The sequence below is a fragment of the Salinimicrobium soli genome (assembly GCF_048323655.1).
Taxonomy (GTDB): Bacteria; Bacteroidota; Bacteroidia; order Flavobacteriales; family Flavobacteriaceae; genus Salinimicrobium; species Salinimicrobium soli.
This window is the reverse complement of the sequence record NZ_JBLUWW010000002.1, coordinates 288,377-300,197: the sequence shown is the minus strand read 5'-3', so window position 1 is coordinate 300,197 and position 11,821 is coordinate 288,377. Positions and strand designations below refer to the sequence as shown.

Genomic DNA, 11,821 nt, shown 5'->3' with positions numbered 1-11,821 from the left:
GAAGCTGACTTTCTTTTAGCAGAGGAAACGAATTTGCCGGTAAAAATTCGAATCTAAATGTAGTCAAAAATGTCATTTTTGGACCTGTTTACAGTTGCTGGTGTATCCACACGACTAGCCGTGTTTCATAGATGCGGGTGAGAATGATCACTGCCGCGCCAATTCCCACAAACCACCACGAGTACTTTTCCTTTTTCACCTGTATCCCGGCAATGATCCCGATAATGAGAAACGGAAGCATTAACAGCAGGTTTGGCAGCAACCAGGCACCGCCAAAGATGATCACCGTCTTCATGACGATGAAAAAGATGCTGTAGATAAGAATGATCTTAGTGAGGATCACCAGGTTCCTGTGAGACATGCTACTGGTTATAATCGGTCGGCGCCTTGCGCTGGCGGTAATTATTTTCAAAGGCCGCTCCTATTTCAAGAAGTTTGGCTTCTTCGAAAGGACGGGCGATAAAAGTCACATTTTTGGGCTCTCCGGAATCCTCAAAACCGGCCGGCACAGTAAGCGCCGGATATTTGGCCACTGCCGCATAGGCCGCGTGGTAATTGTTGATAGAGAGCACCGCATCCAGGTTGTGTTCCTGCATGGGAACATCAAAGAACTTCCTTCCGTTCTCCTGCAGCGTAGCGGCGATCTTTTCCAGCTCTTCAGGCGAAGTAGTGTCCGCCACTATGCCTTCGAACAACTGCTGCCCGTAAGGAGCTCTTACTATACTGTCTTCTTCATTGAATTGCACAAAGTCCTGCACCTGTCGTTGCTTTACCTCTTTTCCAGCCTGTGTAGAAAGATAGGCCGGCAGGTCTTTTTTCATATCGGCATCCAAAAGGGTTCCAAAGTTGTCCAGAGGAATATCGGCTGCTTCAAACTCTACTACCACCGCACCCTGGGCTTTCAGGTTTTCTACCGCAGCATTGTACAGGGAATCCTGAAGCAGCGAGCGCATGACTCCAATTCGTTTCCCTTCTAAAGTGGCTTCCTGTAAGCCTTTTATGTAATTGTTCTGTTTCTCCACTGAAGCACTATCATCTGCATCCTTTCCGGTCATTGCTGCCAGTAAGATCGCGTTGTCGATCACCGTGCGGGTCATTGGCCCGGGCGTGTCAAGGGTAGATGAGATAGGAACAATTCCGGTGCGGCTCAACAAGCCTACCGTTGGTTTTAATCCCACTACCGAGTTCTTGGAGGCCGGCGAAAGTATGGATCCGGCGGTTTCGGTTCCTACCGCAGCTACAGCATAGTTCGCTGCCACAGCCACCCCGCTTCCGGAGCTGGAACCACCGGTCTCAAATTCTTTCCTTCCGTAGGGATTCAGCGTTTGTCCGCCCACAGCACTGTAGCCAAGAGGGCAGCCATCGCAAAAATAATAGGCCCATTCGCTCAGGTTCACTTTCCCCAGGATCAAAGCGTTCCGGTTCTGTAAACGCTCCACAATAAAAGCATTTTTGGAAGGCCTGTTCTCAGCAAGGGCGAAGGCCCCGGCTGTAGTCGGCATATTATTGGTGTTGATATTGTCTTTTAACAGCAAGGGCATTCCGTAAACAGAATGCAGAGGTGCCTTTTTGTTTGCTGCGTCCAGCTTTCTGGCCTGCTCCACCACTTCCGAATTTAAAGCGATCACAGCATTTAAAGAAAGATCGTTGTCACTCTCAAATTTCCTGATCCTGTAGATATAGAAAAGGGTAAGATCTGTATAACTGAGTTTACCATCCCTGATCTCCTGTTGTAACTGCGGAATGCTCTTCTCAAGCACCAACGGTTGCAGCTCTTGGTACCGGGCTTCCGAAAAAGTCGCCAGGTCCTTTTCAAAAGATTTCCAGAGGTCATTCTTGTCTTGGAACTTTGAATTGATAAGCTTGAAACGCATGCGCTCATTCTCATGCTTCGCCTGTTCTTCGAGTTCAGCTGTTTCGTCCTGAGGTTCCCACACCACTGCAGGTTCCTGCGTAATTACTTCTTCTTTTTCCTCTTTACAGGAGATAACAAGCAGGCACATCAAGAACAGGAGAAAAGCTTTCTTCATGGGAAATGGATCTTTAGTTGGTTGGTTATTTGAAAAAGGAATCTACGAACTCATATTTATTGAACACCTGCAGGTCTTCAATGCCCTCACCTACTCCAATGTATTTCACCGGAATCTGAAACTGGTCACTGATGCCTATCACCACTCCTCCTTTTGCCGTACCGTCAAGTTTGGTAACCGCCAGGGAAGTAACTTCAGTCGCTGCAGTGAACTGCTTAGCCTGTTCAAAAGCATTCTGTCCGGTAGATCCGTCCAACACGAGCAAGACCTCGTGTGGAGAATTCTCCACCACCTTCTGAGTCACTCTCTTTACTTTGGAAAGCTCATTCATTAGGTTCACCTTATTGTGCAAACGGCCCGCGGTATCAATGATCACCACATCGGCGCCCTGTTTAACGGCACTCTGCACACTGTCATAGGCTACAGAAGCAGGATCGCTTCCCATCTTTTGTTTCACGATAGGCACTCCAACCCGGTCTGCCCAAACCTGCAACTGGTCAATAGCAGCGGCTCGGAAAGTATCGGCCGCACCCAGCACCACTTTTTTACCTTCTTTCTTGAACTGGTAGGCCAGTTTACCAATGGTGGTGGTCTTTCCAACCCCATTGACTCCAACTACCATGATCACATACGGTTTCTTATCTGAAGGCACATAGAAATCTGTTGCCTCTCCGGAATTGGTTTCAGCCAGCAGGGCTGCGATCTCTTCCCTTAGTATCTGGTTCAACTCATCGGTTCCCAAATATTTGTCACGGGCTACACGGTCTTCAATCCGGTTGATGATCTTTACGGTCGTTCCCACGCCCACATCACTGCTCACCAGTACATCTTCCAGGTCATCAAGAACCTCATCATCTACTTTTGATTTTCCGGCAACTGCCTTCCCCAGCTTCGAGAAAAAATCGGTCTTCGATTTTTCGAGGCCTTTGTCTAGTGTCTCTTTTTTCTCCTTAGAGAAAATCTTCTTGAATAAACTCATTTATGAATGGATAATAACGTTCAGTTTCCAGGGCAGGACATCAGTCGTGACAGCCTTTATATTCTGAAAACTTCCAATACTGCAGGTAAATATACACAAAAAGAAAAAGCCGTCCAGATAGGTATCGGGACGGCTTAAAATATCTTTGAAATAACTTATTTTTTGTTCAAAAAGTCATTTACCATTTCTGGAGCCATGATTGCTTCCACAAAAGTATAGGCGCCGGTTTTAGGAGATTTAACCATTTTGATAGCTTTGGTTAACCTCTTTGATCCTGTTTGTAATGATGCTACTGATTTCTTTGCCATGACTTATTATTTTATTTCTTTATGAACCGTCATCTTCTTAAGAATAGGATTGAATTTCTTCAACTCCATTCTATCTGGCGTGTTCTTTTTGTTTTTCGTTGTGATGTATCTTGAAGTACCTGGTTGCCCAGATGCTTTATGCTCTGTACATTCTAATATAACCTGAACTCTGTTACCTTTCTTTGCCATTTTACTGCTTGTTAAATGTGAGGATTATTACTTGGTTAAAAATCCTTTTTCCCTTGCTTCTTTAATTACAGCGGAAATTCCCTTTTTGTTGATCGTTTTGATCGCAGAAGTAGACACTTTCAAAGTGACCCATTTGTCTTCTTCGGGAATGTAAAAACGTTTTTTAACCAAATTGGCGTCAAATTTACGTTTTGTTTTATTCATCGCGTGGGAAACATTGTTTCCTACCATTGCTTTCTTACCTGTAAGTTCACAAACTCTTGACATTGCTCTATACTTTAACTCGTTATTTCAAAACAGGCTGCAAATTAACGATTTTTTTACCTAATAGCCAATAGCTAATGGAAAATATTTTTTGAAGTTTTTCTGCGGAAGCTTTCTGCAGCAATACCTGCCGGAAATGGTGTTTTTGAGGCTTCTTTCTACGGAAGCTTTTCTGCCACTGAAAAATTTATTCTTTCAAATCGTGAGATTGCCACGCTTCGCTCGCAATGACAGGTTCAAAAATAGGTGTTTTGCGGCGGACTACTACTTTTTTTATCGTCTTTGCGAGGTTTACGAAGTAAGCCGAAGCAATCTCGCCTTGAGCAGAATCGACGCCCACGGTTTTTAGTTCTTCTGTTCTTTTTTGCATCGCCCAAAAAAGAACCAAAAAAGTCTAGGCTTACGAAAATGTTGCTAAAATTTTCATTTGGCGCCTAAATTTTAGGAACTCGCCAGAAGCTTTTTTCTTTTAACAAAATCCGTTTTGGCTCAAACAGCCTAAAATTTCACGGCACCTCATTTCAATTTTAACGCAAAATTTTCGATAGGCCACTCCAAACCGGTTCTAAAAGCCATAGCTGGCTTGCCTCTTCGGATGATTTACTCAAAGTGAGAGACAAAAATGAGGCTTTCACCTTTTCTCTCTGTTCTCTGTTCTTAGCTCTTGACTCTTGGCTCTCTGCTCTGTGTTCTCTTTTCTTTACTCTCCAACAAACTGTCCACTGTCCTCTAAGAAGTAATCTCCTCCAGGATCATTTCAAAAGCCTTATAAACCGACTTTTTCACTACCTGATCACGATGGTTTCCAAAAAGGAATTTTTTAGAGATCACTTTCTGCGGAGTGGCCATTGCAATATAGACCGTACCCACCTCAGCATCACTATCCCCTTTGGTCGGTCCGGCGTTGCCGGTGGTGGAAAGCGCATAATCAGTTTTAAATTGCTCCCGACAATTGCGGGCCATGGCTTCTGCGACCTCAGCACTCACCACGCTGTGTTTTTCGATCAACTCTTCCGGAACACTAAGAAGCTCCATCTTTGTCTGAGTAGCGTAAGTCACGATTCCTCCTTTGAAACAGGCAGATGCACCGGGATGCGTGGTAAATTCTGAAGCCAGCGCTCCTCCCGTACAGCTCTCGGCTACCGAGAGGAATTTCTTTTGTTCGGTAAGTATCTGACTTATCTGTACCGCTATTTTCTCATCCTCATCCTGCTCCTTAGAAATAATATCTCCTAAGAGCTCATACAGCTCTTCTACTTTGGCTTCAACAGAACCAATAAGCTCTTCCTCATTCTCCCCTTTTCCGGAGAGGCGCAGGCGTACTGTCCCCAATCCCGGTAAATAAGCGAACTTAATATGTTTTGGCAGCGTCTCCTCCCAGTCGGCAAGGCGTTCTGCGACCGCACTTTCACCCATACCTCTGGTAAGTAAAGTCTTGTGATAGATGAACGGCCGGTGGAACTTATCCCTTAAGCGCGGAATCACTTCCCGCTCCATCAACTGCTTCATTTCATATGGAACACCCGGCATAGAGATATAAACCTTCCCGTCCTTTTCCATCCACAGTCCCGGTGCGGTACCGTACTCATTGTGCAGCACCTCAGACTTCGAAGGCACCATCGCCTGTTCCCGATTTAGATCGGAGACCGGTTTGGCCTTGTACTTTGAAAAAAGTTCTTCAATATGAGAAAGCACCTCCTTATTCAGCTTTAGCTGATCTTCAAAATATTCGCAAAAGGTGTATTTGGTAACATCGTCTTTGGTAGGACCCAGGCCGCCGGTTAGCAGAATAATGTCGGCGTGTTCGGCAGCTTCCTTAAGTGCTGCCAGTATATGCTCTTTTTCATCCTGAATGGAAACGATCTGATAGACCGAAATTCCTATCATGTTCAGCTCTTTAGCTATGAAAGCGGAATTGGTATCAACGATCTGCCCAATAAGGATCTCGTCTCCTATAGTGATGATCTCGGCTGTCATTACAGCTCAAAGTCTTCTTTCAGTTCTTTCTCTGCAGTTTTGACGCGGTTGGTAATGATCTCTGCAGCTTCTTCCACTTCTTTCTTATCCTTTCCGGATTTTGACCATTCTTCAATGATCTTGATCTGGGGCATGAGGTCAAGCCCGAACATCTGGAGGTTAGGTTTCATTTTATGGGCATATTGGTAGGCCTGCCCGGCATTGCCTTCGGCAACTGCCTCATTCATGGCCACGAGGTCTGGCGGGATCTCTTCAATGAAGGTTTGTACCACTACTTTTAAGAAGTCCTGGTCACCTCCGGCCATTTCCTCTACGCTTTCTAAATTGTAAATACTCATTATTTTACCTTTATCGAAAAAATTTGCTCATCTTCTATAAACCCTGTGAGTTCATCGTTTATCGCTACGGGACCTACTCCAGCCGGCGTTCCTGTAAAGATAACATCCCCGATCTTCAGGGTGAAATATTCTGAAATATATTCAATTAATTCGTTAATTTTCCAAAGCATGTGAGAAGAATTTCCATTTTGCACCACTTCTCCATTCTTCTGAAGGCTAAAAGGAATGGCATCCACGCTCTCGAATTTCTTCTTGTCCAGCCACTTTTCCCCGATCACCGCAGCACCATCAAAAGCCTTGGCTTTTTCCCATGGCAATCCTTTCTCTTTTAACTTATTTTGGAGGTCGCGAGCCGTAAAATCAATTCCCAGGCCTATCTCATCATAATACTTATGCGCGAATTTCTTCTGAATATGCTTTCCAATGCGGTTGATCCTCACCAGCAATTCAACTTCGTAATGTACATCGTTAGAAAAAGCGGGAATAAAGAACGGCTGCTTCTTAAGTAAAATTGAGGTGTCAGGTTTCAGAAAAAGAACAGGATCTGACGGTCTTTCATTTTCGAGCTCGGCAATGTGTTCGGTATAATTGCGGCCCACACAGATTATTTTCATCGCGTTATTTAAGCTTGGTATTAAGTTTCCTGAGTTTTATGGCAGTCAGTACTTTTTTAGTGTACAAGGGAAAATCGGCATTTTGGAACCACCCAAAGTAACCCGGTTCCTGTTCCAGAATATCTTCCACACATTTGTTCTTGTGCTTTCCGAAGGAAAATACTTCCTGCCCTTTTTTATTATAGGAAATGAATCCGGCGAAATCTGCACAGTTCTTTCTAGCGCTGAATTCAGATAACCACTTTACATCGTTTTGAAGATCTTCCCCATAGCGATCAAGCTGAGATTTCAGTACCTCATAGGTGGCCTCGGTATCTGCCTCTGCCCGGTGTGCCCCATCGAGTTCCTTTCCGCAGTAAAAGCGGTAAGCTGCAGACAGCGTGCGCTGCTCCATCTTGTGAAAGATCGTTTGCACGTCTACCGCCAGCATGTTCTTCATATCGAAGTCAACCCCGGCCCGCAACATTTCTTCAGCCAGCAAGGGAATATCATACCGATTTGAATTGTAGCCCGCGATATCACACCCGCGTATCATTTCATAGATAGTGCCCGCAAGTTCTTTAAAAGTGGGCTCATTCGCCACTTTTTCATTGGTGATGTTATGAACGGCCACCACTTCTTTTGGGATAGTCATTTCAGGATTTACCAGCCAGGTGCGGCTTTCTTTATTGCCATTTGGATAGATCTTGAGGATCGAGATCTCTACGATCCTGTCTTTTGCCACATTCATTCCGGTGGCTTCAAGATCAAAAAAACAAATGGGCTTGGTGAGTTTCAACTCCATAACTTAAATTTCCGTTCCGGGTAAATATACTACATTTTAAAGGCTTCCGGAGGCCCAAAAAAGGCAAAGCCACAATCCTGCTTTATTGAGCAGATCATGGCTTTTACTTATAATTCATGATATCGTTTAGATATCCCTGTTCTTATCAAACTTCTCAAGATACTGAGCCACTCTTTGCACAAACTGACCTCCCAGCGCGCCATTCACCACCCTGTGGTCATAGCTGTGGGAAAGAAACATTTTGTGACGGATCCCGATGAAATCACCTTCGGGAGTCTCAATAACAGCCGGTACTTTACGAATGGCTCCCAGTGCCAGAATTCCTACCTGCGGCTGATTGATAATTGGAGTACCCATGATACTTCCAAAAGTACCCACGTTGGTAACGGTATAAGTACCTCCCTGGATATCGTCCGGCTTCAGTTTGTTCATTCGGGCACGGTTTGCAAGATCGTTCACTGCCTTTGCCATACCTACCAGGTTCAACTGGTCTGCATTCTTGATCACCGGAACAATTAGGTTACCGTCCGGAAGGGCCGCAGCCATACCAAGGTTGATATTCTTTCTCTTGATGATCTTATCCCCGTCCACAGAAATATTGATCATTGGGAAATCTTTGATCGCTTTGGCAACCGCCTCCATAAAAATAGGTGTAAAAGTGAGTTTTTCACCCTCTCTCTTTTCAAAGGCATCTTTGTGCTTTTTACGCCAGTTCCAGATATTGGTAACGTCAACTTCTATAAATGACTGTACATGAGCAGAGGTTTGAACGCTCTCCACCATATGGTGAGCGATCATTTTACCCATTCTGGACATTTCAATGATCTCATCTTCTCCGCTTACACTTACCGGTGTTTTGGAAGGCTGAGGCGCAGCCTGTGCTTTTTCCGGAGCTTTTGGTGCGGGCTGTGAAGGTTTTGAAGATCTGCTTTCAAGGTAGGCTAAAATGTCATTTTTGGTGACTCTTCCATCTTTCCCGCTTCCCTCCATTTGTTCTAGCTCTTCAAGGGAAATTCCTTCCTCCTTAGCGATATTCTTAACCAGCGGAGAATAAAAACGGTTGCTGTCTGAAAAATCCTGTACGCTGATGCTTTTTGCTTCCTCTACCCGCTTCTCTGCTTCTGCCACAGCTTCCTGCACATCTTCTGAAGGGATCTCTTCTTCCTGAGAAGCTTCTTCGGTAGCACCGCTTTCTCCTTCTGTTTCTATTATAGCAATGGTCTGCCCTACCTGCACTACATCATCTTCGTTAAAAAACTTTTCAACCAATACCCCATCAACTTCACTCGGCACTTCACTGTCTACTTTGTCTGTAGCGATCTCCAGAACAGCTTCATCGGCTTCAATGGTATCCCCCACTTCTTTAAGCCAATTAGTAATTGTTGCCTCAGCAACACTTTCTCCCATTTTAGGTAACTTAAGTTCAAATTTTGCCATATTCTTAAATCGAAGATGTTTTAAATTTAGTATGATGCGAAATTACTAAAAAATATGCTTTTTTAATAATAATTTTATATTCCGAAAAGATTTTCGCCGCCCCTGAAGTAAGGATCTTCAAAAAATTTTCCGAGTAAAATTACAACTTCAGGTCTTTAAAACGAAGTTTAATTTTTGCTTTTTCCCCTGACAAATATCAAGTACTCCAGATTTTACTGACTCTTCAGAGACTTTTCAAACGGGATCCTGTTAGTAATACTGCGCCCAAGTGTAACCTCATCTGCATATTCGAGTTCGTCACCCACCGCGATCCCGCGGGCAATGGTACTGGTCTTTACTTCCAGCCCCTCCAATTGTTTATAGATATAAAAGTTGGTGGTGTCTCCTTCCAAAGTACTGCTCAGCGCGAAAATTATCTCCTCTATTTTTCCCAGTTTCACCTTTTCAATAAGGGATTTTATGTTCAGCTGAGATGGACCCACGCCTTCCATCGGATTGATCTTTCCGCCGAGTACATGATAAAGTCCGCGATACTGGCTGGTGTTCTCAATAGCCATCACATCCCTGATATCTTCCACCACACAAACCACTTCGCTTTGCCTGCTCTTATTTGCACAGATTTCACAAAGATCGGTATCGCTGATGTTATGACAGTTCTTGCAAAATTTGACATCGGTCTTGAAGTCGAGTAAAGCTTTACTCAGCGCCACCGTTTGTGATTCCGGCTGCTTGAGCAAATGCAGCACCAGCCGTAAGGCTGTTCTTCTTCCTATCCCCGGAAGCTGTGACATTTCATTCACCGCTTCCTCCAATAATTTTGATGAAAATTCCATAAGTCAAAATTACAGCTTTTTGTGACAAGCGCCATAAAATTAAGGCACACGGCAACTAGTGCCTATTTCGGCTTTATTTGTATTTTGCTGCCGAAAAATTTACTACATGCAGCCCCTCTATATCCTTCTTTTGATTGCCAGCTATTTTATAGCGCTTATTGGAATTTCCTGGATCACCGGAACCAAAGCAGACAACGCTACATTTTTTAAAGCTAACCGGCAATCGCCATGGTATGTGGTTGCCTTCGGAATGATTGGAGCCTCCCTCAGCGGGGTCACCTTTATTTCAGTCCCCGGATGGGTGGAAGCCAGCCAGTTCAGTTATATGCAGGTAGTGCTGGGATATGTTGTAGGTTACGCGGTCATAGGGCTGGTATTACTGCCGCTGTATTACCGGATGAACCTTACCTCTATTTACAGTTACCTGGAAAGCCGGTTCGGATTTTACTCTTACAAAACGGGAGCTTCCTTTTTCCTGCTTTCGAGGGTTGTAGGTGCCAGTTTCAGGTTGTTCCTGGTAGCGAATGTACTGCAGATAATTCTTTTTGATCAACTGGGAATCCCCTTTTGGGCTACTGTGGTCATGACCATTCTCCTCATCTGGCTGTACACCTTTAGATCGGGGATCAAGACCATTGTATATACCGATACTTTGCAGACCCTTTGTATGTTGATCGCGGTTGGGGTAAGTATTTATTATGTTTCTACAGATCTTGGAATTCAAGGCGGAGACCTCATCTCTCATATTTCAAACAGTAGCCTCTCAAAAATGTTCTTTTTTGATGATTTTAAAAGTGCCGACTTTTTCTGGAAACAATTTATTTCAGGAGCATTCATTACCATTGTAATGACCGGGCTGGACCAGGATATGATGCAGAAGAACCTTACCTGCCGCAACCTTGGTGACGCTCAAAAGAACATGTTCTGGTTTACCGTGGTCCTTGTATTTGTGAACCTGTTGTTCCTAACCCTTGGAGTACTTTTAACCGAATACGCCCGTCAGAATGGAATTGACGCTTCTAAAGATGATCTTTTCCCGGTCATCGCCACACAGGGAACTATGGGAATGGGAATCGCAGTATTCTTTATTCTTGGATTGATCGCAGCGGCGTATAGTAGTGCAGACAGTGCATTGACAGCACTTACCACCTCCTTTAGTATCGACATTATGGATATTGAGAACAGGTATCCGGCAGAAAAACAGGAAAGCATCCGGAAGAAGATCCACATCGCGACATCAGTAGTGCTCATCCTGGTCATTATCAGTTTTAAATACGTGATAAAGGATGAGAGCGTGATAGCCAAACTATTTGTTTTTGCTGGCTACACGTACGGTCCTTTGCTCGGCTTATACAGTTTCGGACTCTTTACCAACTGGAAGGTGAAGGACAAACTTGTTCCGGTAGTGGCCATTGCCTCTCCAATACTAACTTATCTTATTAGTGTGAACAGTCTTGCCTGGTTCGGTTTTGAGTTCGGTTTCTTTGTCCTGATCCTGAACGGACTCCTGACCTTTCTTGGGTTAGTATTGTTGCGTAGAAAGTAAGATCAGGGTGCAGGCAACTTCCACTTCTATGTTGTTCTTCTGAAGTATTCTGTAAAACTCAGGATTTTCGGTACCCGGATTGAAGATCACCCTTTTTGGTTTGAGAGACAGGATATATTCATAATACTCATCCTGTCTGTGAGGCCCAATATAAAGAGTGACCGTGTGGATATCTTTAAAAGGCAATTTTTCGTTTTCAATTTTTACACCTGCTACCTCTCCCTTTCGTAGGCCCAGGCCCACTACGGGAATATTATTGGAAACCAACCGGTTAATAGCTATATAGGCATAGCGGGCAGGATTGGTGGTAGCTCCCAGTACTAAGGTTTTTTTACTCATAAAAATATTTTCTTCAGTTAGTGTAACAAAGCAACGGCTCTGCAGTCTTTAAGATAAGAAATATTTCCCGCATTGGGGCGCTTTAAAGTACATTGATGGTTAGTGTTAAAAGAGCTCCGGTGTAAGACCCACGTTTCAACGCGTGGGTCTTTTTTTTAAAAAAATGAAAATCTAAAACTTTTT

At 44.1% G+C, this 11,821-nt stretch carries 15 protein-coding genes; 2 read left to right on the top strand and 13 right to left on the bottom strand.

Annotated features, from left to right (window positions below; translation table 11 throughout):
- Positions 1-88: 88 nt before the first annotated feature.
- Genes ACNORC_RS06830 through ftsY form a run of 3 tightly spaced genes read right to left on the bottom strand, consistent with a single transcriptional unit; the run spans position 89 to position 3,009 of the window.
- On the bottom strand, positions 89-361 hold the full coding sequence (locus ACNORC_RS06830; RefSeq protein ID WP_418334875.1) for a hypothetical protein: 273 nt from the start codon (positions 359-361) through the stop codon (positions 89-91).
- Position 362: 1 nt separating this feature from the next.
- Complete coding sequence (locus ACNORC_RS06825; protein ID WP_418334874.1) at positions 363-2,030, bottom strand: amidase family protein; 1,668 nt, start codon at positions 2,028-2,030, stop codon at positions 363-365.
- A 25-nt stretch (positions 2,031-2,055) separates the two neighbouring features.
- Positions 2,056-3,009, bottom strand: a complete 954-nt coding sequence (ftsY, locus tag ACNORC_RS06820) for a signal recognition particle-docking protein FtsY (protein ID WP_418334873.1) — start codon at positions 3,007-3,009, stop codon at positions 2,056-2,058.
- Between the two features lie 6 nt (positions 3,010-3,015).
- On the opposite strand from ftsY, the gene ACNORC_RS06815 reads away from it, so the two are divergent.
- Complete coding sequence (locus ACNORC_RS06815) at positions 3,016-3,147, top strand: hypothetical protein (protein WP_418334872.1); 132 nt, start codon at positions 3,016-3,018, stop codon at positions 3,145-3,147.
- Between the two features lie 17 nt (positions 3,148-3,164).
- Here the strand turns inward: ACNORC_RS06815 and ACNORC_RS06810 are convergent, their stop codons facing one another.
- The 9 genes from ACNORC_RS06810 to recR all read right to left on the bottom strand — a co-directional run bounded on the left by ACNORC_RS06810 (position 3,165) and on the right by recR (position 9,753).
- Complete coding sequence (locus ACNORC_RS06810) at positions 3,165-3,317, bottom strand: DUF4295 domain-containing protein (protein ID WP_418334871.1); 153 nt, start codon at positions 3,315-3,317, stop codon at positions 3,165-3,167.
- Between the two features lie 6 nt (positions 3,318-3,323).
- Positions 3,324-3,506, bottom strand: a complete 183-nt coding sequence (gene rpmG / locus ACNORC_RS06805; RefSeq protein ID WP_013070733.1) for a 50S ribosomal protein L33 — start codon at positions 3,504-3,506, stop codon at positions 3,324-3,326.
- Positions 3,507-3,533: 27 nt separating this feature from the next.
- Complete coding sequence (gene rpmB, locus ACNORC_RS06800; RefSeq protein WP_418334870.1) at positions 3,534-3,773, bottom strand: 50S ribosomal protein L28; 240 nt, start codon at positions 3,771-3,773, stop codon at positions 3,534-3,536.
- Positions 3,774-4,499: 726 nt separating this feature from the next.
- A complete protein-coding gene (locus ACNORC_RS06795) occupies positions 4,500-5,747 on the bottom strand; it encodes a competence/damage-inducible protein A (RefSeq protein ID WP_418334869.1) in 1,248 nt (415 codons plus the stop codon).
- A complete protein-coding gene (locus tag ACNORC_RS06790) occupies positions 5,747-6,085 on the bottom strand; it encodes an Hpt domain-containing protein (RefSeq protein WP_418334868.1) in 339 nt (112 codons plus the stop codon). Before ACNORC_RS06790 ends, ACNORC_RS06795 begins: the two co-directional genes overlap by 1 nt.
- Positions 6,085-6,699 carry a fumarylacetoacetate hydrolase family protein gene (locus tag ACNORC_RS06785; RefSeq protein ID WP_418334867.1) on the bottom strand — a complete coding sequence of 205 codons (615 nt, stop codon included), beginning with the start codon at positions 6,697-6,699 and terminating at the stop codon, positions 6,085-6,087. Before ACNORC_RS06785 ends, ACNORC_RS06790 begins: the two co-directional genes overlap by 1 nt.
- Before the next feature lie 4 nt (positions 6,700-6,703).
- Complete coding sequence (locus tag ACNORC_RS06780; protein WP_418334866.1) at positions 6,704-7,483, bottom strand: exonuclease domain-containing protein; 780 nt, start codon at positions 7,481-7,483, stop codon at positions 6,704-6,706.
- Positions 7,484-7,609: 126 nt separating this feature from the next.
- A complete protein-coding gene (locus ACNORC_RS06775; protein ID WP_418334865.1) occupies positions 7,610-8,920 on the bottom strand; it encodes a dihydrolipoamide acetyltransferase family protein in 1,311 nt (436 codons plus the stop codon).
- A 212-nt stretch (positions 8,921-9,132) separates the two neighbouring features.
- Positions 9,133-9,753, bottom strand: a complete 621-nt coding sequence (recR, locus tag ACNORC_RS06770) for a recombination mediator RecR (protein ID WP_418334864.1) — start codon at positions 9,751-9,753, stop codon at positions 9,133-9,135.
- A 106-nt stretch (positions 9,754-9,859) separates the two neighbouring features.
- Between recR and ACNORC_RS06765 the strand changes: the two genes are divergently transcribed.
- Positions 9,860-11,299, top strand: a complete 1,440-nt coding sequence (locus tag ACNORC_RS06765; protein WP_418334863.1) for a sodium:solute symporter — start codon at positions 9,860-9,862, stop codon at positions 11,297-11,299.
- On the opposite strand, the gene ACNORC_RS06760 is transcribed toward ACNORC_RS06765, so the two are convergent.
- Positions 11,276-11,638, bottom strand: coding sequence for a CoA-binding protein (locus tag ACNORC_RS06760; protein WP_418334862.1), 363 nt, complete (start codon positions 11,636-11,638; stop codon positions 11,276-11,278). The two genes, ACNORC_RS06765 and ACNORC_RS06760, sit on opposite strands and share 24 nt — an antisense overlap.
- Positions 11,639-11,821 lie beyond the last annotated feature (183 nt).